At 63.8% G+C, this 22,215-nt stretch carries 23 protein-coding genes; 9 read left to right on the top strand and 14 right to left on the bottom strand.

The annotated features are described in order from the left end of the window. Positions 1-153: 153 nt before the first annotated feature. Both ppa and H8A95_RS26465 read right to left on the bottom strand, forming a co-directional pair. On the bottom strand, positions 154-684 hold the full coding sequence (gene ppa, locus H8A95_RS26460) for an inorganic diphosphatase (RefSeq protein WP_028343771.1): 531 nt from the start codon (positions 682-684) through the stop codon (positions 154-156). A gap of 166 nt (positions 685-850) precedes the next feature. Next, positions 851-1,360 carry a GNAT family N-acetyltransferase gene (locus H8A95_RS26465; RefSeq protein ID WP_106326641.1) on the bottom strand — a complete coding sequence of 170 codons (510 nt, stop codon included), beginning with the start codon at positions 1,358-1,360 and terminating at the stop codon, positions 851-853. 371 nt (positions 1,361-1,731) lie between these two features. Here H8A95_RS26465 and H8A95_RS26470 point away from each other — a divergent pair, with 371 nt between their 5' ends. From H8A95_RS26470 to H8A95_RS26485, 4 genes are all read left to right on the top strand, one after another. Further along, entirely contained in the window at positions 1,732-2,199 is a 468-nt protein-coding gene (locus H8A95_RS26470; RefSeq protein ID WP_229185900.1) for a DUF2269 family protein, read from the top strand. 112 nt (positions 2,200-2,311) lie between these two features. Then, complete coding sequence (locus H8A95_RS26475) at positions 2,312-3,640, top strand: SDR family oxidoreductase (protein WP_229185877.1); 1,329 nt, start codon at positions 2,312-2,314, stop codon at positions 3,638-3,640. A gap of 59 nt (positions 3,641-3,699) precedes the next feature. Then, on the top strand, positions 3,700-4,107 hold the full coding sequence (locus H8A95_RS26480; protein WP_229185878.1) for a thiol-disulfide oxidoreductase DCC family protein: 408 nt from the start codon (positions 3,700-3,702) through the stop codon (positions 4,105-4,107). Between the two features lie 88 nt (positions 4,108-4,195). After that, the gene (locus H8A95_RS26485; RefSeq protein WP_229185879.1) at positions 4,196-5,098 is read left to right on the top strand and encodes an HNH endonuclease; all 903 of its coding nucleotides are present in this window, start codon (positions 4,196-4,198) and stop codon (positions 5,096-5,098) included. Between the two features lie 21 nt (positions 5,099-5,119). Here the strand turns inward: H8A95_RS26485 and H8A95_RS26490 are convergent, their stop codons facing one another. The 8 genes from H8A95_RS26490 to H8A95_RS26525 all read right to left on the bottom strand — a co-directional run bounded on the left by H8A95_RS26490 (position 5,120) and on the right by H8A95_RS26525 (position 12,578). Next, positions 5,120-6,370, bottom strand: coding sequence for a flavin monoamine oxidase family protein (locus H8A95_RS26490; protein ID WP_229185880.1), 1,251 nt, complete (start codon positions 6,368-6,370; stop codon positions 5,120-5,122). 180 nt (positions 6,371-6,550) lie between these two features. Then, on the bottom strand, positions 6,551-8,377 hold the full coding sequence (typA, locus tag H8A95_RS26495; RefSeq protein WP_229185881.1) for a translational GTPase TypA: 1,827 nt from the start codon (positions 8,375-8,377) through the stop codon (positions 6,551-6,553). Positions 8,378-8,661: 284 nt separating this feature from the next. Further along, positions 8,662-8,895, bottom strand: coding sequence for a hypothetical protein (locus H8A95_RS26500; RefSeq protein ID WP_229185882.1), 234 nt, complete (start codon positions 8,893-8,895; stop codon positions 8,662-8,664). Between the two features lie 21 nt (positions 8,896-8,916). Then, complete coding sequence (locus tag H8A95_RS26505) at positions 8,917-9,180, bottom strand: hypothetical protein (RefSeq protein ID WP_229185883.1); 264 nt, start codon at positions 9,178-9,180, stop codon at positions 8,917-8,919. A gap of 40 nt (positions 9,181-9,220) precedes the next feature. Beyond that, positions 9,221-9,460 (bottom strand): hypothetical protein, encoded by a 240-nt coding sequence (locus H8A95_RS26510; protein WP_229185884.1) that lies wholly within the window; start codon positions 9,458-9,460, stop codon positions 9,221-9,223. After that, positions 9,457-10,902: a radical SAM protein gene (locus H8A95_RS26515; protein WP_229185885.1), complete on the bottom strand. Its 1,446-nt coding sequence runs from the start codon at positions 10,900-10,902 to the stop codon at positions 9,457-9,459. Before H8A95_RS26515 ends, H8A95_RS26510 begins: the two co-directional genes overlap by 4 nt. Then, positions 10,883-11,602, bottom strand: a complete 720-nt coding sequence (locus H8A95_RS26520) for a prolipoprotein diacylglyceryl transferase (RefSeq protein WP_229185886.1) — start codon at positions 11,600-11,602, stop codon at positions 10,883-10,885. Before H8A95_RS26520 ends, H8A95_RS26515 begins: the two co-directional genes overlap by 20 nt. Before the next feature lie 211 nt (positions 11,603-11,813). Continuing rightward, positions 11,814-12,578, bottom strand: coding sequence for a Crp/Fnr family transcriptional regulator (locus tag H8A95_RS26525; protein WP_229185887.1), 765 nt, complete (start codon positions 12,576-12,578; stop codon positions 11,814-11,816). Between the two features lie 199 nt (positions 12,579-12,777). On the opposite strand from H8A95_RS26525, the gene H8A95_RS26530 reads away from it, so the two are divergent. Both H8A95_RS26530 and H8A95_RS26535 read left to right on the top strand, forming a co-directional pair. Then, positions 12,778-13,152: a response regulator gene (locus H8A95_RS26530; protein ID WP_229185888.1), complete on the top strand. Its 375-nt coding sequence runs from the start codon at positions 12,778-12,780 to the stop codon at positions 13,150-13,152. 89 nt (positions 13,153-13,241) lie between these two features. Further along, positions 13,242-14,366: a hypothetical protein gene (locus H8A95_RS26535; RefSeq protein WP_229185889.1), complete on the top strand. Its 1,125-nt coding sequence runs from the start codon at positions 13,242-13,244 to the stop codon at positions 14,364-14,366. A gap of 13 nt (positions 14,367-14,379) precedes the next feature. Here the strand turns inward: H8A95_RS26535 and H8A95_RS26540 are convergent, their stop codons facing one another. The 3 genes from H8A95_RS26540 to H8A95_RS26550 form a co-directional block, all read right to left on the bottom strand. Beyond that, on the bottom strand, positions 14,380-15,390 hold the full coding sequence (locus H8A95_RS26540) for an N-acetylmuramoyl-L-alanine amidase family protein (protein WP_229185890.1): 1,011 nt from the start codon (positions 15,388-15,390) through the stop codon (positions 14,380-14,382). 146 nt (positions 15,391-15,536) lie between these two features. After that, on the bottom strand, positions 15,537-17,099 hold the full coding sequence (locus H8A95_RS26545) for an alkaline phosphatase D family protein (RefSeq protein ID WP_229185891.1): 1,563 nt from the start codon (positions 17,097-17,099) through the stop codon (positions 15,537-15,539). Positions 17,100-17,501: 402 nt separating this feature from the next. Further along, positions 17,502-18,905 (bottom strand): TAXI family TRAP transporter solute-binding subunit, encoded by a 1,404-nt coding sequence (locus tag H8A95_RS26550; RefSeq protein WP_229185892.1) that lies wholly within the window; start codon positions 18,903-18,905, stop codon positions 17,502-17,504. Positions 18,906-19,131: 226 nt separating this feature from the next. Between H8A95_RS26550 and H8A95_RS26555 the strand changes: the two genes are divergently transcribed. Then, complete coding sequence (locus H8A95_RS26555; RefSeq protein WP_229185893.1) at positions 19,132-19,437, top strand: 4a-hydroxytetrahydrobiopterin dehydratase; 306 nt, start codon at positions 19,132-19,134, stop codon at positions 19,435-19,437. 93 nt (positions 19,438-19,530) lie between these two features. Beyond that, positions 19,531-19,908 carry a YkvA family protein gene (locus H8A95_RS26560; protein ID WP_163159858.1) on the top strand — a complete coding sequence of 126 codons (378 nt, stop codon included), beginning with the start codon at positions 19,531-19,533 and terminating at the stop codon, positions 19,906-19,908. 195 nt (positions 19,909-20,103) lie between these two features. Here the strand turns inward: H8A95_RS26560 and H8A95_RS26565 are convergent, their stop codons facing one another. Next, on the bottom strand, positions 20,104-21,084 hold the full coding sequence (locus tag H8A95_RS26565; protein ID WP_229185894.1) for an NADPH:quinone oxidoreductase family protein: 981 nt from the start codon (positions 21,082-21,084) through the stop codon (positions 20,104-20,106). A gap of 105 nt (positions 21,085-21,189) precedes the next feature. On the opposite strand from H8A95_RS26565, the gene H8A95_RS26570 reads away from it, so the two are divergent. Further along, complete coding sequence (locus H8A95_RS26570; protein WP_229185895.1) at positions 21,190-22,029, top strand: SDR family oxidoreductase; 840 nt, start codon at positions 21,190-21,192, stop codon at positions 22,027-22,029. Positions 22,030-22,215 lie beyond the last annotated feature (186 nt).

Below are 22,215 nucleotides of genomic sequence, written 5' to 3' on the forward strand. Positions count from 1 at the left end.
CCGCTTGCGGGGAGAGGTCGGATTGCATCGTTAGATGCAATCCGGGTGAGGGGGAGTCTCCGCAGATCCCCTTCGCACCGAATGCGCGGATAGAGCCCCTCACCCCGGCCCTCTCCCCGCAAGAGCGGGGCGAGGGAGTCTTGGCAGCGAGTCCTACTTCTTCTTCGCGCGCTCGATGCCTTCGAGGATCAGCTTGCGGGCTTCGTCGGCGTCGCCCCAGCGCAGCACCTTCACCCACTTGCCCTTCTCGAGATCCTTGTAGTGCTCGAAGAAGTGCTGGATCTGCTGCAGCGTGATGTCGGGCAGGTCGTTGTAGTTCTGCACCTTGTCGTAGCGCTGGGTCAGCTTCGACGACGGCACCGCGATGATCTTCTCGTCGCCGCCGGCCTCGTCCTCCATCAAGAGCACGCCGACCACGCGGACGCTCATCACGGCGCCCGGCACGATCGCGCGGGTGTTGACGATCAGCACGTCGCAGGGATCGCCGTCGCCCGACAGGGTGTGCGGGATGAAGCCGTAATTGCCGGGATAGCGCATCGGCGTGTACAGGAAGCGGTCCACCACGAGCGTGCCGGCCTCCTTGTCCATCTCGTACTTGATGGGCTCGCCGCCGACGGCAACCTCGATGATGACGTTGACGTCGTGGGGCGGATTTTTTCCGATCGATATGGCGTCGATACGCATGGATTGCTCCGCGTGGCCTTTGGAAGTTGAGAACGATGTGATTTTTTGGTTGGCGCCGCTAGGCCGCAAAACAGCATCAGGCCCGGCCTTGGGAGCCGGGCTGGCTGTCGCGCGCAAACGCTCAGGCTGGTTTAGCCTTGCCGCAGCTGCGAGAGAAGCAGGATTTTCAGTTCGCCCAAGCGAAAGCGACCTTGTCGAGCGACTTCGGCCCGAACCGCTCCGAGGAGCGCGCCACCATCCGGCCGCCCAGCGCGCGGTAGAACTCGGTCGCCGGCTCGTTATCCGAGAGCGCCCAGATCACCATGCTCTTCAGGCCGCTCTGCAGCAGGTCGCGGCGGGCGGAGGCGAACAGGCGACGGCCGAAGCCGAGGCCCTGGAATTCCGGCCGCAGATAGAGTTCGTAGATCTCGCCTTCGAAATGCAGGCTGCGGGCGCGGTTGCGGCCGTAATTGGCATAGCCCGCGATCCGGTCGCCGAACACCAGCACGCTGACGCGGCTGCCCTTGCGGATGGCGCTGTCCCACCACTGCGGGCCACGGCGATTGATCAGCTTTTCGAGTTCGGCGCCGGGGATGATTCCCTGATACGCCGAGCGCCAGGCTTCGTCATGGGTAGACGCCACCGCAGCCGCGTCTGCAGCTTTGGCCGGCCGGACCTCGATTAGCGTTGTGCTCATGCACCTAATCAAAGCAAGTCAGCGGGCCGCCTTCAAGGTCCATCGTTAATTATCGGTTAACCTGTGGATTTTTTGCATCAGTGTCATGAAAACTTGTTCCGAAAAAGGACACATGCCGGGCTCAAGCGAGCAATCGCTGGTCTCGCCCTGTGCAAAGCGTGAATCGCGCGCGCAATATGACACTGCCGTCGCTTGGAAAAGCTCGTTCGGGGCTGATTCGCCGGCAGGATTTGGCGCGCGATCCAGACGCGATGTGGGTACTCCGGGTGCGCCGCGCCTGCGCCGCCGCAGTGGATTTTCGCGCGCGCCCGGCCTATGGCAGCAGCAGTATCTGTGCGCGCCGAAACCGGCCCGATCGCGAGCGGACTGCGATGACGCTCTATTTCCTGATCAAATATCTGCATGTGCTCGGCGCCATCGTGATCCTCGGCACCGGGACCGGCATCGCCTTCTTCATGCTGGCGGCCCATCGCACCCATGATGCGGCGTTCATCGCGCGCACGGCGACGACCGTCGTGATAGCGGACATGATCTTCACGCTGAGCGCCGTGCTGCTGCAGCCGGTGAGCGGCGGCCTGCTGATGATGCTGTCGTCGACGGGCATCACCGAGCGCTGGCTGCTGGCGTCGCTTGCGCTCTACGCGCTCGCCGGCGTGTTTTGGGTTCCTGTTGTCTTCATGCAGATGGAAATGCGCGACCTCGCACAGGCGGCGGCCGACAAGGGTCTGCCGCTGCCGCCGCGTTACCATGCGCTGTTTCGCCGCTGGTTCCTGTTCGGGATTCCCGGCTTCGGCTCGGTGATGATCATCCTGTGGCTGATGATCGCGAAACCATTTTAGTCCAGTGTCGTCATTCCGGGGCGCGAAGCGAACCCGGAATCTCGAGATTCCGGGTTCGATGTTTCGCATCGCCCCGGAATGACGGCACTGGATAGTCTAGTCTAGGGCTCCCATGAGTGACGACGCATCACACAACATCCTCGTGCTCGGCGCGTCGGGATTGATCGGACGCTATGTCATCGATGATTTGAGGGCCCGTGGCTTTCACGTGATCGGGATCGCGCGGCATTTCACGCCTGCACAAAAGATGAGCGCAGCCGACCTCGAGCTGCCTGTGATGTCGATGGATGCCGCGGCGCTGACGCAGCTCGTTCGCACGCATGAAGTGGACGTCGTCGTGAATTGCCTGGGCGTACTGCAGGATGGTCCGGGCAGCGACACAAGCGCGGTGCATCGCGATTTCGTCGCGCGGCTGCTGCAAGCGATCGGCGACAGCCACCGCGCCATCCGTCTCGTCCACATCTCGATTCCCGGCACGGCCAATGAGGACCGCACCGCCTTCAGCACCACCAAGCGTGAGGCCGAGCGGCTGATTGTGGCGTCAGGGATCGCGCATGCGATCCTGCGCCCGGGCTTCGTCATTGCGCCATCGGCCTATGGCGGTAGCGCCATGCTGCGCGCGCTGGCGGCGCTGCCGGTCGATCTGCCGGCCGACGAGGCCGCGACGCCGTTTCAGCCGGTCGCGGTCGAGGATATCGCCGCGACCATCGCCTGGCTCGCGGCACGCGATGTCGCCGACGAGCGCGTGCGAGCGGTGACATGGGACCTGATGCAGAAGCAGCCGGTCTCGCTCGGCGGCGTCGTCGCCCAGTTCCGCTGGTCGTTCGGCACGTCGAAACATTTCCGCATCGCCTCGCCGTCGTTCCTGATCGATCTCGGCGCTCGCCTCGGCGATCTCACCAGCCGGCTCGGCTGGATGCCGCCGCTGCGGACCACCGCGATCGCCGAGCTGCGCCGCGGCGTCACCGGCGATCCCTCGGCCTGGATGGATGCCACCGGCATCGCGCCGAAGACGATCGCACAAGTGGTCGGCGCGCGTCCGGCGACGATCCAGGACAAATGGTTCGCGCGGCTGTTCCTGATCAAGGCGTTGATCTTCGCGAGTCTGGTGCTGTTCTGGGTTGCGTCCGGCTTCATCGCGCTGGTGATCTCCTATGATGCCGCCGCCGCCATTCTGACCGCGCACCATTTTCCGCCCGCTCTGGTCGGGCCGGTGACGGTGCTGACCAGCCTGATCGACATGAGTATCGGCGTGCTGATTGCGATCCGCCGCACCGCGGCGTTCGGTCTCGTTGCCGGCATCATCGCCTCGCTCGGCTACATGGTGGGATCGGCGATCCTGACGCCCGATCTCTGGATCGAGCCGCTCGGCGCGCTGGTGAAGACCGCGCCCGCGATCGTGCTCATGCTGGTGGCACTGCTGCTGCTGGATAAGCGATAGCGTTTTCAAGCGAAGTGGGAACCGGTTCGCGTGAAGAAAACGCGTCGAAGGAAAACAGGATGAGCAAGTGGCCCGACGACGACGTGATCCTCTATGACGGCGTCTGCATCTTCTGCTCGCGCTGGGTCCGCTTCGTCATTGCGCGCGACACAGCGCGCCGTTTCCGCTTCACGGCGATCCAGTCCGACTACGGCACGCGGCTGGCAAAAACCTTCGGCATCGACCCTGAGGACCCCGACACCAACGCCGTCGTCCACGGCGGCGTCGCCTGGATGAAGTCCGACGCGGCACTGACGGTGCTGAGCCATCTCCCCGGCTGGGGCTGGACCCGCGTGCTGTTCGCAGTGCCCAAGCCGCTGCGCGACGCCGTCTACAGCCTCATCGCCCGCAATCGCTATCGCGTCTTCGGCAAGTACGAGACGTGTTTCGTGCCCGATGCTGATATGCGCGCGAGGGTGTTGGATTAGGAGGCGCGAAGGTCGGAGGCTATCCAAATGGTAAGAGCCACTTTAGATTGAAGAAGTCTGAGATAGTTGGGCGCGAAGGTTTTGTTCTATGACCAAGGCAGTTTTTACTTCCAAGGTTACTCCGAGCTACAAGGACCTGCCCGAGGAGAGGTATCACTTTCCGCGCACATATCTTAACTATGTCCAGCAAACGGTCGGCGACTACATCGTCTACTACGAGCCACGAAGATCAAGCGCTGAGCTTTCGAGTAGGGGAGGTCGTCAGTCTTATTTCGGTGTAGCGCGCGTCAATTCGGTGATTGAGGATGTCGAACTAGCCGATCACTACTTTGCAATCATTGATAGCGCCACGTATCTGGATTTTGACACGGTCGTCCCGTTTCAAGAGCAAGGCAAGTACTACGAAAGCGCGCTCGAGAAGGATGACGGCAGCACCAACAAAGGTGCTTTTGGTCGCGCTGTGCGACTGATCCCGGATAACGAATTCGATCGAATCTTGCGAGCTGGGTTTGCGCCAATTCTTAGCGAGGCGCCTCCGTTGGAGGCCCCGCTGCCTGGATACTCCGAACCACCGACACCGTTCATACGACCTGTGGTCGAAATGGTTGTCTCTCGACCGTTTCGAGAGAGATCGTTTATGCACAGCGTGCGAGCCGCCTACTCTAACAGGTGTGCCATAACGGGCTTGCGATTGATTAACGGCGGAGGTCGACCGGAAGTGCAGGCAGCACACATTCAGCCGGTGGCGTCAAACGGACCCGACTCAGTTCGGAATGGGCTGGCGTTGTCCGGAACGGTGCACTGGATGTTTGATCGAGGGCTGATCTCGATTGGCGATGACTACAAGATTCTAGTTTCTAAGAATCACGTTCCCGAAGATGCTGTTAGGCTTCTCAATCAAAGCGGATTGATTAATCTGCCAAAAGATCAAACCCTTTATCCAAACCCGCACTATCTGAAATTTCACAGAGATGTTGTTTTCAAAAAGTGAGACGGCTCGATAGTCACGCGACTATTTTGGTCTGCTAGTCGCACCCATCACTTCCTTCGCCGCCCTCTCTCCGCTGTCCCGCGCGCCGTGCGCCGTCGAGAAGAAATGCGGTGACGTCGCCTCTCCCGCGAAGAACAATCGCCCGTCGACCGGGGCGGCCAGCACGGCGCGCTTGTCGGCGTGGCCGGGCAGCGCGTGCGAGTAGGAGCCGCGGGCGAACGGGTCGTGGGCCCAGCGGGATTCACTGAGCGGCCTCAGCTTGCGGCGGAAGTCATTGCCGAGGAAGGAGACGATCTCGTCGATGCTGTGCGCGGCGATGGCGCCGTCGCCGGCGTCTTCGAGCGCTTGCGCAAAACGGCCGCCGAAGAAGCCCTCGATGCAGGGCTGGCCGAACGGGCGGATGTGATAGGTGCCCATCTCGGTGCGCATGGTGGCGCCGCGCAAATTGCCTTCCTTGGGCAGCGCCTCGGGCTCGGCGAGCGCCAGCGTCACCTTGTCGGCGAGGCCGAGCGGCAGATTGCGCGCGGCATCGAGCTTGTCCGGCAGCGCAGGCGAAAAGCGGATCGCCTCGTCGGCGATCAGGTTGGTCGGCACGGTGACGATCACCCTGTCCGCTTCCAACGTGCCGCGCGAGGTCTCGATGCGGACGCGCGGGCCTGCGTGATCGATCAGCCTGACTTCGCAGTTCAGTGCGACCGATACGTGTTCGCCATAGGCTGCGACGAGCGCGCCATAGCCGCGCTTCACGCGCCAATTGACGTTGCTGTCCTCATAGGCGTCGAAGTCGAGGATCGAGAGCCGGTCGAGCTCGCAGCCGTTCACATAGGTCGAGATCGCATCGATCATCGGGTTCCAGCGGTTGCCGGGCTCGAGATACCGATCGGCTGAACCGTCCTTGCCGCCGTGCGCGGCCGCTTCGAGGCGATCGTAGAACTCGTCGAGCGCAAGCATGAACGCATCGCGATCGGCCTGCGGGAACGCCTTGCCATAAGCGCGCTCGCGCCACGGCGGCAGGTCCTTGTTGAGTTCGAAGCTGAGCTGCTCGGCGATGCCGACGAAGCTGTTCTGGTCGGCCGAGTGCAGCCAGCCGCAGCCGACGTCGAACACCACGTCAGGCGCGGCCTGAATCGTATGCGCGCGGCCGCCGAGGCGGTCGCGGGCCTCCAGCACGATGCTGGAAAGGCCGGTGCCCTTCAGTGCATGCGCCGCGCCGAGGCCTGCGGCGCCGGCGCCGATGATGGCAACATCGACCGTGGAGGGAAGGGAACTCATGTCCCGGCTCTAGCACGTCCGAAGGCGTGTCTAAAGCGGCCGCGTGCATGACTGTCATCACTCGCGAATGCGAATGCGGGTGATCCAGTATTTCAGAGACAGGAGTGATTGAGCTGATGAGCCGCGGCGTACTGGGTGCCCCGGTCAAGCCGGGGCACGACAGATCGCTTACGCCACCGCTTAGGCTACGGCCTCTTTGGCCTTCTCGGCGCGCTTGCGGTCGTTCGGGTCGAGGTGCTTCTTGCGCAACCGGATCGACTTCGGCGTCACCTCGACGAGCTCGTCGTCCTCGATATAGGCAAGCGCCTTTTCCAGGGTCATCCGGATCGGCGGCGTCAGGCGTACCGCTTCGTCCTTCGAGGTGGTGCGGATGTTGGTGAGCTGCTTGCCCTTCAGCACGTTGATCTCGAGGTCGTTGTCGCGGGTGTGCTCGCCGACGATCATGCCCTTATAGACCTTCCAGCCCGGCTCGATCATCATCGGGCCGCGGTCTTCCAGCTTGAACATCGCATAGGCCACCGCTTCGCCCTGGTCGTTGGAGATCAGGACGCCGTTGCGGCGGCCCTGGATCTCGCCCTTGTAGGCGGCATAGCCGTGGAAGATGCGGTTCATGATCGCGGTGCCGCGGGTGTCGGTGAGCAGTTCGCCCTGGTAGCCGATCAGGCCGCGGGTCGGCGCGTAGAACACCAGCCGCAGGCGATTGCCGCCGGACGGGCGCATCTCGATCATCTCGGCCTTGCGCTCGCTCATCTTCTGCACGACGACGCCGGAATGCTCCTCGTCGACGTCGATCACGACCTCTTCGATCGGCTCCTGCCAATTGCCGGTTGCCTCGTCCTTCTGCAGCACGACGCGCGGGCGCGACACCGAGAGCTCAAAGCCCTCGCGGCGCATGGTCTCGATCAGGATCGCGAGCTGCAATTCGCCGCGGCCGGAGACTTCCATGGAATCCTTGTCGGCGGCCTCGACGACGCGCAGCGCGACATTGCCCTCGGCTTCGCGCATCAGGCGGTCGCGGATCATGCGCGAGGTCACCTTGTCGCCTTCGGTGCCGGCGAGCGGCGAGTTGTTGACGATGAACGACATCGACACCGTCGGCGGATCGATCGGCTGCGCCGGCAGCGGCGTCTCGACCGAGGGATCGCAGAAGGTATCGGCGACGGTGCCCTTGGTGAGGCCCGCGATCGCGACGATGTCGCCGGCCTCGGCCTCCTCGAGCGGGGTGCGCTCGAGGCCGCGGAAGGCGAGGATCTTGGTCAGGCGGCCGCTCTCGATCTGCTTGCCGTCGGCGGACAGCACCTTGACCTGCTGGTTCGGCTTGATCGAGCCGGAGGAGATGCGGCCGGTGATGATGCGGCCGAGATAGGGATTGGCCTCGAGAATGGTGCCGATCATCCGGAACGGACCTTCCTCGACCTTCGGCGGCTCGACATGGCGCACGATCAGGTCGAACAGCGGCTGCATGCCGAGGTCCTTCGGACCCTCCGGGCTCTCGGCCATCCAGCCCTGCTTGGCCGACCCGTACAGGATCGGGAAGTCGAGTTGCTCCTCGCTGGCGTCGAGCGCCGCGAACAGGTCGAACACCTCGTTGATGACTTCGGTCGGGCGGGCGTCGGGACGGTCGACCTTGTTGATCACGACGATCGGCTTCAGGCCGATCTTGAGCGCCTTCGACACCACGAACTTGGTCTGCGGCAGCGGACCCTCGGCGGCGTCGACCAGCACCAGTGCGCCGTCCACCATGTTGAGGATGCGCTCGACCTCGCCGCCGAAGTCGGCGTGGCCGGGGGTGTCGACGATGTTGACGCGGATATCCTTCCACTGCACCGAGGCGGCCTTGGCCAGAATGGTGATGCCGCGCTCACGCTCCAGATCGTTGGAGTCCATGGCGCGTTCGGTGACCTTCTGGTTCTCGCGGAAGGTGCCGGATTGCTGCAGCAAGCGGTCGACGAGGGTGGTCTTGCCGTGGTCGACGTGGGCGATGATAGCGACGTTGCGAAGGTTCATGGCTCTTCTTCTGGTCGTGCAATGGTCAGATGCGCGATCTCGCCGGACCAGTTTGGCCGGCCGCTCGCTCGCGTGGCCCAATCGGGGCCCGGATCACGCTCATACCCAAGAAATTTGACGGGGACGCATCACCCCAAAAAGGAAGCCCGGTCAGAGGACCGGGCACCTTGCGCGTTGCGGCGCAATATAGTCAGAAATCACCAAAAAACAATGATTTATTGGCGGTTTGGTCGATCGAAATTAGGGCCGGAAGGGCCGGTTTTGGCAGGTTCCCGTGTCCGGCGTCATTTCCGGGAACGGGCCAAAACGATCAATACGACGCCGCCAAGCGCGATCAACATCACCACCGGCGTGAATGGGTCCCTGCCCGGTTCGACCGAGGTGACGATCAGGACTGCACACAGCACGCCGGGCAGCAGCAGGATGACGCCCAGAAACAGCATGAACGAGGTCAGACAGCCGCTGCTTTGGCGCGGTTGCCAAGGGCTGTTCGGCGGCGATTGGTCCAGGCTGCTCATGATTCGTCGCGCCTCCTACGGCTACCGCCCCTTGATCGCAGCCCGGATCAGCATGATGCCGGCGAACCCGACCAGAAGGCCGAGCAGGATCAGGAACAGCAGGCCGGGCTCCAGGCTCGAGTTGGTCAGCGAACCGATCCCGAACAGGACGGCGCACAGCCCGGGCAGCAGCAGGACCAGCCCGAACACCACCATGAACGCGGTCGCGCAGCCGCTGCGTGGCGGGGGCAGCGCGGGCGGCTGCGCTGGTGCAGGCGGCACGGGAGGGGGATTGGTCTCGCTCATGGCTGTTGGTCCACCAGTGGGTTCGTGATGCGAGCCGTCTCTAGGAGCCAGGTCTGCGGATGGCCCACCAGATCAGGGCCACGCCGAGGCACGCCACCAACAGGCAGGCGGCAACGAACTGAAGGTCATCGGAGGCTGTCTTGGCGATGCCGGCAAATACGAAGAGCAGCGCGCAGAGGCCGGGCAGCAACAGAATGACGCCGGCGACGATCATCAGCGCCGTCACGCAGCCGCTGCGCTGCTGCGGAGGACGGGACGGAGGCGCGCCGGTCTCGCTCACCTTGGCACCTCCTCGCTCTGCCGTGCCTCTCGATAGGTCTGGCCGGCCAGGCTCGCGCGGATGCCGTCGATCAGCCCATTGCGGTAGAACAGGTTGTAGGTGTCGAACGGGATGATCGCACCGCTCTCGGTGACGAAGTGGATGCAGCTTCGCTTGACGTTGCCGACGCAGAAATTGAAGCGATCGAGAAACTGCACGATGGTGACGCGGAACACGTTCTCGTAAGTCAGGCCCTCCGGCACCTCGAAGCTCGGCAGGCAGCACAGCAATTCGCAGACCCGCTCGCTGGTGTTCAGCGGCCCCGACGACAGCGAGAACAAATCGACGAATTTCTCGCGCAGCACCGGATATTTCTCCGGGCTGATCGTGTTCGGCATCACGGCGACGAGCTGGTCCTGCGGGATAAGCGAGGTCAGCGGCAGCACCTTGTCACCGTTGCGCAGGCCGTAGCCGATCGAGATGCTTTCGGGATTGCACGGCAGCGGGATCATGTCCTTGTCGCCGAACACGCCGGTCTCGATCACGCGCTGGCGGATCTCCGAGAGCATGATGCGGTCGGTGTCCTTGTTGAAATTCTCGTTGCGGCCGGCGTCCTGCAGCGGCTGCAGCGTGACGCCGCGGACGCATGTCCAGGTCAGTGCATGGCGGACGATGTCGCCGATCTCGGCGTCGTTGACGCCGCGCTTGATGGTCGCGACCAGCGTGGTCGAGACGCCCTCGCGCTCGAGATTTTCCAGCGCCTGCTGGCGAATTTTTCGCAAATCCGCGCCGCGCAGATTGACCAGCGCGTCACGCTTGAGCGAATCGAACTGCAGATAGACTTCCAGCCCGCGCTTGTTCTCTGCGAGCTTTGCCACGAACTCCGGCTCGCGCGCGATCCTGAGGCCGTTGGTGTTGATCATGACGTGGCGGATCGGGCGGGCGCGCACCGCATCCAGAATGGCGAAGAAATCCGGATGCAGCGTCGGCTCGCCGCCGGAGATCTGCACCAGATCTGGCTCGCCCTCGCTCGCCACCAGTGCGTCCAGCATCTTCTCGATCTTGGCCAGCGGCGTGAAGCTGGTGCGGGCCGGCGAGGAATCCGCAAAGCACACCGGGCAGGTCAGGTTGCAGTGCTCGGTGATCTCGATCAGCGCCAGGCAGGAGTGCTGCTCATGGTCCGGGCACAGCCCGCAATCATAGGGGCAGCCGAATTCGGTGTGGCGCTGAAAGGCGAGCGGCCGGTCACCCGGCTTGATGAAATCCTTGCACAGGCGCCAATAGGCTGAATCGGTCGAGACCAGCGTCGATTGCACGCCGTGCTGCTTGCAGCGCTTCTCGTACCAGACCTCGTTGCCGAGAATCTGGATCTTGGTCGGCACCAGGGTCAGGCAGGTTTCGCAGAGCGACTGGGTCTGGCCCCAGAAGATGTAGGGGCGGGACTTACGCAGCGGCGCGTTCATGCTTCACACTCACATTCGGCGCCGTCGCCAGCATGACGGCGGCATAGACCATGACAAACAGCGACAGCAGGTGGAACAGCGAGAACGGGCCGATCAGCGCGCCGTAGGGCTTGATGAACTCCCACACGAAGCGCTGCAGGCCGTAGTAGAACAGCACGAGGTAGAATCCATTGGTGATGACAGCGGCATTGCGGTTCAACACGGCCCAGACATAGAACGCCGCGAACGCCGCCATCGCGAGGCTCTCATAGAGCTGCACCGGGTGGCGCAGCACGCCGTCGCCGAAATCATGGCCCCAGGGCAGCGTGGTCGGCGTGCCATAGGTGAAATCCTCGAGCCCCGCGAAATAGCAGCCGAGCCGGCCGACCGCGACGCCGATCGCAAGCGGCAGCGCGAACCGCGCCCCGGTGCGCAGCGAGATGCCGTGCCGCCATTTGTAGAGCTCGATCGCGACGATGCCGCCGGCCAGCGCGCCCTCGACCGAGCGGGCGATGCCCGTCATGCCCGAGAACCACAGGTTCAGCGTGCCGAAGATGTAGGCGCCGATGCCGGCGCCGAACACCAGCGCCGCGATGTAAGGCAGCTCGAAGGATTGCCGCGGGAATTGCAGCCCACGCACCCGTGACAGCCACCACATCGCGATCGCGGCCGCGCCCCATGCTGCAACGTCGAAGACGGCGTGAAGTTCAGCCCCACTCATGAGGCGAGTGTAGCGTGATTTTCGCGGCCCGCGATAGTTGATCCGCGATAGTCGCTCTCCCTCTCCCCGTTCTTGCGGGGAGAGGGTTGGGGTGAGGGGCTTCCATCCAGCGAGCACCTTGCAGCTTGTTGAGCAATGTGCCTCGCCCCTCACCCGGATCGCTAGTGCGATCCGACCTCTCCCCGCAAAGAGCGGGGAGAGGTAAGTGGGCCTAATTCGCCGGGTTGTCCTCGCTTGGATACACCCCGCGCAGCACTTCCTCGAAGTGATCCTTCACCGCCTCGTTGCACAGGCAGGAGCGCAGCTTGAGCTTGTCCGGGTCGCGGATCACGATCGCGCCGCGGCGGGTGTCCAGCACGCCCTCCGCCTTGAAGTTCTGGATCACCCGGCTGGTGTAGCTGCGGCCGACGCCGAGCAGGGTCGAGAGCTGCTCATGCGTAAGCGGCACCACGCCATTGCCGTTGGTGCGCTCGATCGCCGAGATGATCCATTTCGCGGCGCGCTGCTCGATCGAGTGGATCGCATTGCAGGCCGTCGACTGGAAGATCTGCGCCAGCATGCAGTCCGCATAACGGGCGAAGATGTTGCGCACCGAGATCGACCTCAGCTTGGCGGCGTCGAGCTTGCTGATCGGCAGTCGCACGAACGGGCCGCCGAACTTGACGGTGATGCGGGTATAGGCCGGCAGGAATCCCTGACTGACGATGCCGCCGACCGCACCCTCGCGGCCGACCAGAATGGTCTCGACATCGCGCCCGTCTTCGTTGGGCACCATGTAAGACGCAAGGCTCGGTCCGCATGGAAAATGCACGATCTGGACATCGTCGCCAGGATTGTAGAGCAGGTCGCCGGCCTCGGCCTCGACCACCGCAAGATACGGCGCGATCAGCTCGTAATCGACGGCATTCAGCCGGCGCAAAAGATTGTTGAACGGCCGGTCGTTCGTCCCGGCCACATCGGTCCGTTTTTCAATCATTGGAAAATCCTGAAAACCCAACGCGAACCATACTGAAAATGTTCCAGCGTTTATGTTCACTAGTGAACAGACGCAGCAGCTCGCGATGTGATGGGTTTCGCTACGGGAACAGCCGGCGTGCTTTCAGGCGCCGGTCGCGGGCCATCCGGCCGGACTGATCCGGTCTCTCATCCATCATCGAAGAAATGGACACCGAGCCATGGAATCCGCCCGCAATGCCGGCAAGCCCGGTGACGTCCTCGTGGTCGAGGACGATCCGATCATCTCGCTCTATTTCGAGGACACCATCCTTGGCTTCGGCGCCCGGAGGGTGCGCACCGCTGCGAACGTCGCCCGCGCGCTCGAGCTGATCGCCGAGCGCGCGCCGGATTTCGCGCTGCTCGACGTCGGCCTCGTCAGGGGCGAGAAGACCTTCGCGATCGCCGAGCGGCTCGACGCGCTGAAGGTGCCGTTCGCGTTCGTCACGGGCTATGGCGCGGACATTCGGCTGCCGGACTCGCTCGCCGGCAAGCCGCGGCTGACCAAGCCGTGTTCGAGCGAATCGCTGGAGGCGGCGCTGAGAAACGGGCTCTGACGGATTGCCGGGCTTCGGCCTCGCCGCCGGCGCTTTCGTCGTCTACGATCCAATCGGATTCGACGACGCACAGGCCTCGGGAAGCCGCCATGGCGATCAGGACATCTGCCGCAGCGCTCGCAGCCGCGCTCTCTCTCGCTCTGCTGCTCGCGTCGCCGCTCGCCTCGGTGGTCGTCGGTCATTTCGTGTCTCCCGCGGCCGCTGCGCCGGCCGCGCTGACGGGCGTGCAATCCGCGGCGCTTGAGACCTACGACAATGCCCTGAAGAACTTCGTCTCGATCCTGCGCCAGCGTCGCGCGCAGATCGATGCCAGGCAGCCATTGCCGAACCTGCCGGGCCAGGCGATCTATCTTGCCCGCGTCGAGATGATGAGCACGTACAAGGATCTCACCGACGCGCTGCCGTCCCGGATTGGAAGACCCGGCAAACTGGGAATCCCTCCAGCCTATTTCGACGCCGACAATGACCCGCTGCTCGATGAGTACCGGAAGCTCTTTGACGTCATGGAGGCGCCGCCCGCCGGCGCGCAAACATCCGAGACGCCATTCAAGGACGTCGTCGATCTGGCGACGGTGATCGCGCGCGCCAAGAGTCTGGACGCAGCTGATGCCGCGGCCGCCGGCCGCATCAGCCTCGGCCTGTTCTTCGCCGAGACGAACGGCAAGCAGAATGCAGGGAATGCGCGGTCGAACACCTACAAAGGGAGCCTGCAGACCGGCCCGTCCGAAGACCACAACGGTCGCAAGAAGTGGGCAGCCATCAAGGGATCAATCGCGGCCCTCGATCCCGCGCTGAGCCGGCGCGACGACAGGGAAGAAGCGCGGGCCGGCAATCTCGATCACCGGTTCAATCACTGGACCGCGGTGCGCGACGGCCTCATGAACGCGCACGCGGAAATCTTCCCGCAGGTCCCGGCGATCGCAAAAGCCCTGCCCAATCCGATCGATCAAATGAAGCTGTTCGAGCTGATCCAGATCATTCCGACGCCGACCAAAGCCGCGCTCAGGTCGGGCAACCTCACAGGCTACAGAATCTCCGATCCCCGGATCATGGGATATCTGCGGAACAACAGCGTTTTCGCTTACGGCCGGGCCGACCGGGCCCGGACATCTGCAACCTTCCGCGAAATCCTCGATGCGATGTGGCTGTTCAACGCCAAGTTCGAGCAGGCGCTTGCCAAATTCGCGGAGCTCAAGACCGGCAAGCAGGAATGAAATCAGCAGGCTGTCAGAGCGGACCGAGCAGCGACCATCGCGGATCGCAGAACTCCTGCACGGCAGACGCGACGCCGCCGGCGATGATGTTGCGGTGCTCCGGCGAGTCCATCTGCAGTTCTTCGTCCCGGTTGATGATCGAACCTGCCTCCAGCAGGACGGCGGGCATCGCGGTCTTTCGCAGCACGATCAGCTCATCATATCTGTAGACGCCGGTGTCCTTGTTCAGCAGCGGGTGTTGGTTGCTACCCATGATGGGCAGGCTGTATTGCACGGCATAGTGCAACCCCTGCGCCTTCATTTCCTTCGCGGTCAGTTCGGCGAACCGGAGGCTCGTCTCGAAGTCCGGATTCTCCCGGGAGACGAAAACGGAGTAACCGCTGAAGCGGTCACTGAAGTGGCTCTTCTTGCCCTCGAATTCCCAGTCCTCGAGCATCTTGTTGGGCACGGAATCATGGTGGATCGACAGCAGCAGATCCGCGCGCAGATTGTTGGCGCTCGCGACCCGCTTGAACAGGCTGGGTCTTGCCTTTCCTTCGGTGAGAAGCAGCCTGGTTTCGGCAAAGCCGTCGGCCTTCAACCTCTCCGCGATCAGCCGCGCAAGGCGCAGGTTGAAGGCGAACTCGGCGACATTGCGCGCGCTGATCGCGCCTTCCGATTCAGCGGTATGTCCGACATCCAGAACGATCCGGAATGTCGCGGGATCGCATTTGCCCGCGGCCGGCTTGAGAACAGAAGGCGGCAGGGCGACCGGCCCAAGCGCGGCAAGCCGGGTGGCGTGGTGCTTGGCCGGCGCGCGGTGCTTGGCCGATTTGGCCGGCCTTGTCGACTGCCTTGCCGACTTCGCGCGCTTTGGCGATTTGGCTTGCTTGGATGAGGTCTTGAAGAGATCAGGCAGCCAGCCCGCATCGCTGGCTTCGATCGGCAGCAGCGCGAACACTGCGATCGCGACCATAACCAAGCGGCGAGGTCGAAACCCCGCGACGATGCCACCGAGCACGCGAAAGAACTCGCAGCGCCTCATGCTCCGCCCCTCCGGGCCCCCAGCATAACGGCTCTGCTAGACGTACCGGAAGAGGCAGGTCGCGTCCATCCCCTGTCAATCGCAACGCGCCGCCTTTGGGACAAGGGCATCGCGGACGGGGAGCGCGGTTCCGGGCTGCGACAGGATTACACCGGCTTCGGATCGAGCGTGATCGCCCACAGCTCGGCGTCGACGCGGTCGCGCAGGCTCACCGTCATCTGCCCGCTCTTGCCGTCGATCTTGACGTGGCCGAAGAACTGCATGCCGGCCGACGGCGGCAGGTTCTGGTTGGCTTCGCCCGGCGCCTTGACGAACTTCACCTCGGGACCAAACGTGTTGTCGAGCTCGTTCGGACCGAACGTGCCGGCATGCAGCGGACCGGAGACGAATTCCCAGAACGGGTCGAACTCCTGGAACTGGGCCTTGTTCGGGTTGTAGTAGTGCGCCGCCGCATAATGCACGTCGGCGGTCAGCCACACCGTGTTGGCGATCCCGGCGGTCTTGATGAAGCGCAGGATATCGGCGATCTCGAGCTCGCGGCCGCGCGCCGGCCCATCGCCCTGCGCGAAGGCTTCCGAGCCCTTCTTGTTGGCCGCATCGTCGTAGACGATCAACGAGAGCGGCATGTCGGAGGCGATCACCTTCCAGGTGGCGCGCGAGTTGAGCAGCGCGCGCTTCAGCCAGGCCATCTGATCCGGCCCGATGAAATAGGCGTCGGGGCCGTACTGCTCCTGCAGGTTCGGACCGTTCGGGCCGCGATAGCTGCGCTCGTCGAGCATGAAGACGTCGAGATGCGGGCCGTAGCTCAGCGTGCGATAGACCCGGCCCGGCTCGACGATGCTCTCGCGCATCGGATACATCTCGTGGAAGGCTTTTGCCGCGCGCGCGGCGAGCACGTTGATGTCGCGCTCCTTGTAGGCCGCCGGCAGCTGCTTCGAGAGCGACCAGTTGTTGGTCACCTCGTGATCGTCCCATTGCACGAAGATCGGCACCTCGGCATTGAAGGCGCGCAAGTTCGAGTCGAGGAAATTGTATTTGTGCGCGGCGCGGTACTCGTCGAGCGTCTCGGCGACCTTGGCCTTCTCGGGGATCGTGATGTTCTTCCAGATCTTGCCGTCGGGCTGCTTCTGCTCGGCGGTGATGATGCCGTCGGCATAGATGGTGTCGCCGGAATGCAGGAAGAAATCCGGCGCGTGCTTCTTCATCGCCGAGAAGGTGATCATGCCGCCGTCGTCGGGGTTGATGCCCCAGCCCTGGCCGGCGACGTCGCCGCCCCACACGAAGGAGACGTCGCGACGGTCGCTCGGCGCGGTGCGGAAGCGGCCGACCACGGGCTCGCCGACAACGTCGATATGGGCGAGGTCGCGGAAGCGGACGCGATAGAAGATGTCCTGGCCTGAGGGCAGGTTCTCCAGCAGCATCTTGGCGGTAAAGTCGCTCTCCGGCAGCGCCGTGATCGGAGGCAGCGCGCGGGCGTCCTTGAACGATTCAGTGGTCGCGACCTCGACCATCATCTGCGACGGCCGGTCCGCACGCGCCCACACCACGCCGCCGTCGACGCCGACATCGCCGGACTGCACGCCATGGGTGATCACGGGACGATCGGCGGCGCGCGACAGATAAGGCATCGCGATCACGCCGGCGCCGGCCGCAGCCGCAGTGGAGAGAAAGTGTCGGCGGGTGAGCTTTCGCGAAAACCGGATCGTCATGGGGAGCCTCCTCAGGTCACAGCGACAATGCGCCGCAGGCGTGCCAAGACCTAGAAAAATTCCATGACGGAGAGATTACAGGGGCGCAGTGAGCTACTTTGCATGGGGTTGTTTTCGATATTTTGGCAAGCGCCCCCACCCGCGAGTGATCCCACAAGGGGAGGGCGATCGCATATGCTGGCACCGGTGTTTCGGCGCCGTCATGGCCGGGCTTGTCCCGGCCATCCACGTCTTTCTGTCGCGGGGACCAAGACGTGGATGCCCGGCAGCCGGCTACGCCAAGGCTTCGCCGGGCTTCGCAATTGGTCTCGCCGAAGCTTCAGCGAAGGCGGGCACAAGGCCGGGCATGACGCGTTTGTGGAGCTATCGAGCGGATAAGCAAAGCGGTGGAGGTCGGAAGACCTACGCCGTGCCCGCCGCTCTGAACTGCGTCGCGGTGCGCTGCAAATTCTGCGGCATGCTCAGCAGCAGCGCCTTGCGGTCGGCGACCGCGTTGTGGAACTGCTCGAGCGCGATGTTGAACGCGGTCAGCGTGCCTTCCTCGATGGCGCCATGCTCGAAGCTATCCAGCGTGTGACGCAGGATGTCGTCGGCCTCCGCCTGCATCTGGTCGAGCTCTTCGGTCGAATCGCTTTGCCGTGCGCCCTTCAGCATCTCCAGCAGCCGGTCGCGCTGTGAGGTGTTGGTGTTGCGCTCGTCCTGCTTGAGGTAGCCGGCGAACCACGCACCGGCCGAGCCCATCGCCGAGAACGCCATCAGGCTCCACCAGATGTAGTCGCTGTAGCGGTCGAGGAAGGTCTTCTCTTCGCCGTCGACGAAGGCGGCCGCGCCCGGATGCGCCGGAATGGTGGCATCCTTGTCGGTGTCGGGCGTCTCGATCTTGGCGGCGAGCGGGAAATCGTTCTTGAGCGTCTGCCGGATCGCAAACAATTGCCGGGTGAATGCCGCGACCGTCGAGTCCGACAGGCCCTTTCGCGCGACGATGTGGTGCGAGAAGCTGATCGTCTTCACCTCGTCGTCGGGCCGGTCGGCCGAGCCGAGCGAGCCGGCCGGAATTTCCGCGGCCTCATAGGCCGGATGATTTTGCGCGATCGCCTCGGAAGCGTCGATCGGCAGGAACGTGGGCTCACCGCCGTCCTTGGTCGACGCCGTGATCGCATCGATCGTGATCTTGCTGTTGGCCGGGCCGACGGCGAGATAGGCGTCGGCCTTCAGGTTCTTGATGGCGTCCGTCGCCTCATTGGCCGGGAATTGAACGATATCGACCTTCATCGGATCGACGCCGTATTGTGTCAGGATCAGCTTCAGCAAATTGACATTGGCCGGGGTGCGTCCGACGACGCCGATCTTGCGGCCGGCAAGTTGTGCGATCTTGGTGATCCGCGCCGACTTCCGAACCTTGCCCTTCGCGGGCGGAACCCACATCACCACGACGTTCTTGCGCAGGGTCGCGACCGCCTGCGCATTCTTCGGCACTTCGAGATCGCCGCGGATGATGGCGAGATCGGCCTTGCCGTCGGCCAGCGTCTGCGCGCTGGCGGAGGCACCGTCGGTCTGCACTGGTCGGAGCTTGACCTGGGTATGCTGCTGGTTGTTGAAGGCCTGCGCCAGCGCCTGAACGACCTTGAGGTCATCGCTGTTCGCCGGGCCGACTGCGATCCGCAGCGTCACCGGGCGTACCGCGAAGTAATAGCCGGCCATCAGCGTGCCGATGATGGCGAGCGCGCCCGCGATCAATACGAACATCAGTCGTCGCTTCGCCGAACGCAGCGGCTTGGGCGATATGCTGGCGGAGCCGTCGGTCATCGATCTCAGGTCATCGATCTCGTAAACAATCGTCGGGGCTCAATCTCGCAAAACTGCCAACGCGCATACACCCCCTATTTGTAGCAAATTCCTGAACCGACTGATGTTACATCTCCGTCATGGTTACCGGCGGCGATAGGACGCGATTCCGGCCTCAATTTCGGCATGGATCCCACCCCGGAGGCCGGTTGTTAGGCTAGAGTTGGCCTCAAACGGGAGGGTTACCATGGTCGAAAGGCTGTCAGCGGAAGCAAGGAAGGCCGCGCTTTGGGAACTGGCCGGCTGGTCGGAACTGGCCGGACGCGAGGCGATTGCAAAGACCTTCGTATTCAAGGACTTCAACGAGGCCTTCGGCTTCATGGCGCGCGCCGCCCTGGTGGCCGAGAAGAGCGACCATCACCCCGAGTGGAAGAACGTCTACAAGACGGTCGAGGTCGTGCTGGCGACCCACGATGTCGGCGGGGTGACCAAGCGCGATATCGACCTCGCCAAGGCCATGAACGCGATCGCAAGGCAGCTCGGGGTCAACTGACCCGGCTGCCCGTAGCCTTGCGCCGGTTGGCCGACATCCCCAAATTCGCATCGTTCGCCGCCGAAACGTCGCGCGGCGCGAGGAACCCTTGCGATGGCAACGTCCGAATACGGCGTGGGATTTGAGCCTGCCGACCGGCTGGCGCAGGACCGGGAAAGCGTGCGCCGCCGCTTCTGGATCAAGTTCAAGAAGGTGGTCGCGCGCCTGCCTTTCGCCGAGGACTTGTTGGCTGCGTATTACTGCGCGTTCGACCGGCAGACGCCGCGCCATGTCCAGGCCGCGCTGCTCGGCGCAATCGCCTATTTCATCCTGCCGTTCGACTTCATCCCGGACATGCTGCCGGTGCTCGGCTTCACCGATGACGCTGCGGTGCTCGCAACCGCGATCCGCATGGTGGCAAGCCACATCACGCCGGAGCATCGCGAAGCCGCACGCGCCGCGTTGAAGCGCGGGGTGCCTGCGGAGGAGTGAGGGCGAAGCAGAGGCTGTTAACCTCGCCCCGCGTGCGGGGAGAGGTCGGATCGCATCGTCAGATGCGATCCGGGTGAGGGGGAGTCTCCGCGTACGCATTTGTTGCCGTCTATGCGGAGGCGGCCCCTCACCCCAACCCTCTCCCCGCGAAGAGCGGGGCGAGGGAGCACAGCCCGAACGCGGACAGATCGTCCGTCAGCTTCCCGGATGCAGGATCACCTTGCCCATGGCCTTGCGGCCGGCGAGCACCTTGAGCGCTTCTGATGTCTGCGACAGCGGGAAGGTTTGGTCGACGTGCGACGATATCTTGCCTTCCGCGGTCCACTGCACGAGCTTCTCGAGGTTCTTGCGGTTCTTCTCCGGATTCTGCCGCGCCCACGCGCCCCAGAACACGCCGCGGATATCGCAGCCCTTCAGCAGCGCGAGGTTGAGCGGAATCTTCGGAATGTCGCCCGCGGCAAAGCCGATCACCAGGAAGCGGCCTTCCCATGCGGTCGAGCGCAACGCGGCCTCGGCATAGGCGCCGCCGACCGGATCGAACACGATGTCGGCGCCCTTGCCATCCGTCAGCTTGCGCAGGCCCTCTTTGAGATCTTCCTTGGCGTAATTCAGCGTCAGCTCGGCGCCGTGCTGCTTGGCGAATGCGAGCTTCTCGTCCGACGAGGCGCAGGCGATCACCTTCAGGCCCATCAACTTGCCGAGCTCGCACGCGGCAAGGCCGGTGCCGCCGGCGGCGCCGAGCACCGCGAGCGTCTCGCCCGGCTTCGGGCTCGCGCGATCTTCCAGCGCATGCAGCGCGGTGCCGTAGATGATGATGATCCCTGCGGCGCGGTCGTAATCGAGATTGTCGGGAATCTTCACGATCGAATTCGCAGGGAGCGCGATCTTGTCGCGCGCGCCGTTGTGGCCGCATGACGCAACGACGCGATCGCCGACCTTCAGATCGGTGACACCCGCGCCGACGCTCTCGATCACGCCTGCAACTTCGGCGGCAGGCGAGAACGGGAACGGCGGCTTGATCTGGTACTTGCCCTGGATCATCAGAATGTCGAAGAAGTTCAGTGCCGCCGCCTTGATCGCGATCACGGCTTCGCCGGGACCAGCCACCGGATCGGGCACGTCAGCCAGCACGAGATCGTCGGGTTGACAGTATTGCGAGCAGAGGATGGCTTTCATGGACACACCTGAGTTTCGGACGCAGAAAGAGCTGCAAGATCTTGGACTACAAGCTTCATGCCGGATTTGCGGCGGAGCGACAATACAGTGCGGAGGGATCAAACTATGTTTGAAAAAGGCCTGCTAGCGAAAAAGCGCATCCTGATCACCGGCGGCGGCTCCGGCCTTGGCGCGGCGATGGGCGCCCGCTTTGCCGAGCTCGGTGCCGAACTGATCATCTGCGGCCGGCGCGAGGGGCTGCTGGAGGAAACCGCAGCAAAATTCCGCAGCGAGCTCGGCGCCAAGGTGTCGACCGCGCGCTGCGATATCCGCGACGGCGCCGCGGTCGAAGCGATGATGGATCAGATCTGGCAGGACGCGCCGATAGACGTACTCGTCAACAATGCTGCCGCAACCTTTATTGCGCAGAGCGAACATTTGTCATTCCGCGCGGCGGACGCGATCCTCGCGCCGACCCTGCATGGCACGATGTACTGCACGCTCGCCGCCGGCCGCCGCTGGATCGAAGGCAAGCACAAGGGCGTGGTGCTCTCGATCCTCTCGACCTCGACCATCACCGGCCGCGCCTTCACGGTGCCGTCGTCGATGGCCAAGACCGCGGTGCTGGCGATGACCAAGAGCCTTGCCGTCGAATGGGGCCCGAAGGGCATCCGCACCGTGGCGATCGCGCCGGGTGCGTTCCCGACCGCAGGCGCCACCGGGCAGTTGCGTCCCGAAGGGCGCAATGAGACGTGGTCGCATCGCAATCCGCTCGGCCGCGCCGGCGAGCATTCCGAGCTGGCCAATCTCGCGACCTTCCTGATCTCGGATCAGGCCGGCTACATCAATGGCGAGATGGTGGTGCAGGACGGCGGCTCGCATTTGCGCAGTTCCGGTGCCGAGGACCTGCTGCAATGGACCGATGCACAGTGGGAGAGCCAGCGCGCGGCGCGCGCCAAAGGCTAATAAGCGCTGATAAGGGCTGATGTGCATCGGCAAGCAATGAGCACGCACTGAGAAGAATGGACGCGCAATGCGGCTGTGGTCTGCACGCGCGGCCAGCCGTAATTGCCTTCCCAAAAAAGCGTTTCCCGGGTATCCATCCGAGCCGGCGGAGGGGAATCGCCGGGCCATCTTGCAGTCACAATGATG

This window comes from Bradyrhizobium oropedii (assembly GCF_020889685.1).
In the GTDB taxonomy this organism is placed as follows: domain Bacteria; phylum Pseudomonadota; class Alphaproteobacteria; order Rhizobiales; family Xanthobacteraceae; genus Bradyrhizobium; species Bradyrhizobium oropedii.

Coding starts and splice junctions, on each gene's coding strand:
- H8A95_RS26525 (WP_229185887.1), bottom strand. CDS start 12,578: ATGATTGAAAAACGGACCGATGTGGCCGGGACGAACGACCGGCCGTTC.
- H8A95_RS26465 (WP_106326641.1), bottom strand. CDS start 1,360: ATGAGCACAACGCTAATCGAGGTCCGGCCGGCCAAAGCTGCAGACGCG.
- H8A95_RS26560 (WP_163159858.1), top strand. CDS start 19,531: ATGGCAACGTCCGAATACGGCGTGGGATTTGAGCCTGCCGACCGGCTG.
- H8A95_RS26540 (WP_229185890.1), bottom strand. CDS start 15,390: ATGAGGCGCTGCGAGTTCTTTCGCGTGCTCGGTGGCATCGTCGCGGGG.
- H8A95_RS26485 (WP_229185879.1), top strand. CDS start 4,196: ATGACCAAGGCAGTTTTTACTTCCAAGGTTACTCCGAGCTACAAGGAC.
- H8A95_RS26505 (WP_229185883.1), bottom strand. CDS start 9,180: ATGAGCGAGACCAATCCCCCTCCCGTGCCGCCTGCACCAGCGCAGCCG.
- H8A95_RS26530 (WP_229185888.1), top strand. CDS start 12,778: ATGGAATCCGCCCGCAATGCCGGCAAGCCCGGTGACGTCCTCGTGGTC.
- H8A95_RS26520 (WP_229185886.1), bottom strand. CDS start 11,602: ATGAGTGGGGCTGAACTTCACGCCGTCTTCGACGTTGCAGCATGGGGC.
- H8A95_RS26535 (WP_229185889.1), top strand. CDS start 13,242: ATGGCGATCAGGACATCTGCCGCAGCGCTCGCAGCCGCGCTCTCTCTC.
- H8A95_RS26500 (WP_229185882.1), bottom strand. CDS start 8,895: ATGAGCAGCCTGGACCAATCGCCGCCGAACAGCCCTTGGCAACCGCGC.
- H8A95_RS26490 (WP_229185880.1), bottom strand. CDS start 6,370: ATGAGTTCCCTTCCCTCCACGGTCGATGTTGCCATCATCGGCGCCGGC.
- H8A95_RS26570 (WP_229185895.1), top strand. CDS start 21,190: ATGTTTGAAAAAGGCCTGCTAGCGAAAAAGCGCATCCTGATCACCGGC.
- H8A95_RS26555 (WP_229185893.1), top strand. CDS start 19,132: ATGGTCGAAAGGCTGTCAGCGGAAGCAAGGAAGGCCGCGCTTTGGGAA.
- H8A95_RS26475 (WP_229185877.1), top strand. CDS start 2,312: ATGAGTGACGACGCATCACACAACATCCTCGTGCTCGGCGCGTCGGGA.
- H8A95_RS26545 (WP_229185891.1), bottom strand. CDS start 17,099: ATGACGATCCGGTTTTCGCGAAAGCTCACCCGCCGACACTTTCTCTCC.
- H8A95_RS26550 (WP_229185892.1), bottom strand. CDS start 18,905: ATGACCGACGGCTCCGCCAGCATATCGCCCAAGCCGCTGCGTTCGGCG.
- ppa (WP_028343771.1), bottom strand. CDS start 684: ATGCGTATCGACGCCATATCGATCGGAAAAAATCCGCCCCACGACGTC.
- typA (WP_229185881.1), bottom strand. CDS start 8,377: ATGAACCTTCGCAACGTCGCTATCATCGCCCACGTCGACCACGGCAAG.
- H8A95_RS26470 (WP_229185900.1), top strand. CDS start 1,732: ATGACGCTCTATTTCCTGATCAAATATCTGCATGTGCTCGGCGCCATC.
- H8A95_RS26565 (WP_229185894.1), bottom strand. CDS start 21,084: ATGAAAGCCATCCTCTGCTCGCAATACTGTCAACCCGACGATCTCGTG.
- H8A95_RS26480 (WP_229185878.1), top strand. CDS start 3,700: ATGAGCAAGTGGCCCGACGACGACGTGATCCTCTATGACGGCGTCTGC.
- H8A95_RS26515 (WP_229185885.1), bottom strand. CDS start 10,902: ATGAACGCGCCGCTGCGTAAGTCCCGCCCCTACATCTTCTGGGGCCAG.